The sequence below is a fragment of the Arthrobacter sp. 05L417 genome, from assembly GCF_056397865.1.
Map to the genome: position 1 here is coordinate 1 of NZ_JBFTOG010000076.1, position 2,456 is coordinate 2,456.

The 2,456-nt window shown below is 68.2% G+C and carries 1 protein-coding gene; it reads right to left on the minus strand.

The features are described from left to right. Positions 1-2,456, minus strand: a 2,456-nt coding sequence (gcvP, locus tag AC1DJW_RS26315) for an aminomethyl-transferring glycine dehydrogenase (protein ID WP_476902927.1), incomplete at both ends; no start/stop codon positions are given.

Consider the following 2,456-nt stretch of genomic DNA (forward strand, 5'->3'; position numbering starts at 1 on the left):
GGGCAGGAGCAGACCAGGTTGCGGTCGCCCGCGGCGCCGTCGATGCGGCCGACGGGCGGGAAGTACTTGTCCTGCTTGAGGTGGTGGACCGGGAAGACGGCCTGCTCGCGGGAGTACTCACGGTCCCAATCGGAGCTCACGACGGCGGCCGCGGTGTGCGGCGCGTGGCGCAGCGGGCTGTTCTCCACCGTGAAGTCGCCGTGCGCGACCTGGTCGATTTCCTTGCGGATGGTGATCATGGCTTCGATGAAGCGATCGATCTCCCCGAGGTCCTCGGACTCCGTGGGCTCCACCATCAGGGTGCCCGCGACCGGGAACGCCAGGGTGGGAGCGTGGAAGCCGTAGTCGATGAGGCGCTTGGCCACATCCTCCGCGGTGACGCCGGTCCGGGCGGTCAGTTCGCGCAGGTCAAGGATGCACTCGTGGGCCACGAGTCCGCCCTCACCCGTGTAAAGGACCGGGAAGTACTCGTTCAGGCGCGAGGCGATGTAGTTCGCGGCAAGCAGCGCGGACTTGGTGGCCTCGGTCAGGCCTTCGCCGCCCATGAGCTTCACATAGGCCCAGGAAATCGGCAACACACCCGCCGAACCGTACCGCGAAGCGGAAATCGCAACGCCAGTCCCCGGCAAAGAAGCGCCGTCCTCGTGCGCCGCCTTGTTCGCGTCGCCCGGCATGAAGGGTGCCAGGTGTGCCTTGGCCGCGACCGGGCCAACACCGGGTCCGCCGCCGCCGTGCGGGATGCAGAAGGTCTTGTGCAGGTTCAGGTGGGACACGTCGCCTCCGAACTTGCCCGGCTGGGCCAGGCCCACGAGCGCGTTGAGGTTCGCGCCGTCAACGTACACCTGGCCTCCGGCCGCGTGCACGGAGTCGCAGATCTCGCGCACGTCGGCGTCGTACACGCCGTGCGTGGACGGGTAGGTGATCATGATCGCCGAAAGGACATCCTTGTTGGCGTCGATCTTGGCCTGCAGGTCCGCGTGGTCGATGGTGCCGTCCGCCGCGGTGGCAACCACGACCACCTTCATGCCGGCAAGCACCGCCGAGGCCGCGTTGGTGCCGTGGGCGGACGCCGGGATGAGGCAGACGTTGCGCTGGGCCTCGCCGCGGGAGTGGTGGTAGCCGCGGATGGCCAGCAGGCCCGCGAGTTCGCCCTGGGAACCGGCGTTGGGCTGGATGGAGACCTGGTCGTAACCGGTGATCTCCGTCAGGTCGGCTTCCAGATCTTCGATCAGTTCGCGCCAGCCCTCGGTCTGGGAATCCGGGGCGAAGGGGTGGATCGAGGCGAATTCCGGCCAGGAGATGGCTTCCATCTCGGCGGTCGCGTTCAGCTTCATGGTGCACGAACCCAGCGGGATCATGGTGCGGTCCAGCGCCAGGTCGCGGTCCGAAAGCCTGCGGATATAGCGCAGCAGCTGGGTCTCGGAACGGTGGGTGTTGAACACCGGGTGCTGCAGGTAGTCCGAAGAACGCCCGACGGCGGCCTCCAGCGCGAAACCCTCACCGGACTCAAGTACCTCAGCGCCAAACACCGCGGCGACGTCGCCGACAATTTCCTTCGTAGTGGTCTCGTCAACCGAGACGCCGACAGTGTCGGCGTCGATGCCGCGCAGGTTGATGCCCTTGGCCTCGGCGGCAGCAACGATTTCGGCAGCCTTGCCCGGGACGCGGACGGTAACGGTGTCGAAGAAGCTGCCGTGCAGGACCTCAAGGCCCGCGGCCTTCAACGAAGCGGCCAGGGTCCGGGCGTGGTGGTGGGCGGTCTCGGCGATCGCCTTCAGGCCATCGGGGCCGTGGTAGACGGCGTACATCGAGGACACGATGGCCAACAGTGCCTGCGCGGTGCAGATGTTGGACGTCGCCTTTTCGCGGCGGATGTGCTGCTCGCGGGTCTGCAGGGCCAGGCGGTAGGCGGGAGTGCCGGCGTCGTCCTTGGAAACGCCCACCAGGCGGCCCGGCATCGAGCGCTCGAGGCCCTTCTGGACAGCCATGTACGCGGCGTGCGGGCCGCCGAAGAACAGCGGAACGCCGAAGCGCTGGGTGGAGCCGACAGCGATGTCGGCGCCCTGCTCCCCCGGAGGCGTGATCAGCGTGAGGGCGAGGAGGTCGGCTGCGACGGTGACGAGGGCGCCGCGTTCCTTGGCGGCGGCGATCACGGCGGAGTGGTCGAACACCCGGCCGGAAACGCCCGGCTGCTGCAGCACGACGCCGTTGATCTCGCCCTCGGGCAGGCCCCGGGACAGGTCAGCGATCTCCACCTCGAAGCCCAGCGCCTCGGCGCGGCCCTTCACGATGGCGATGGTCTGCGGCAGGCAATCGGCGTCGAGGACGGTCTTGCCGTCATGGGCCGTCTTGTTCTTGTTCGCGCGGCGCATCATCAGGACCGCCTCGGCGACGGCGGTCGCTTCGTCCAGCAGGGACGCATTGGCGATCGGCAGGCCCACGAGGTCCTGGACCAT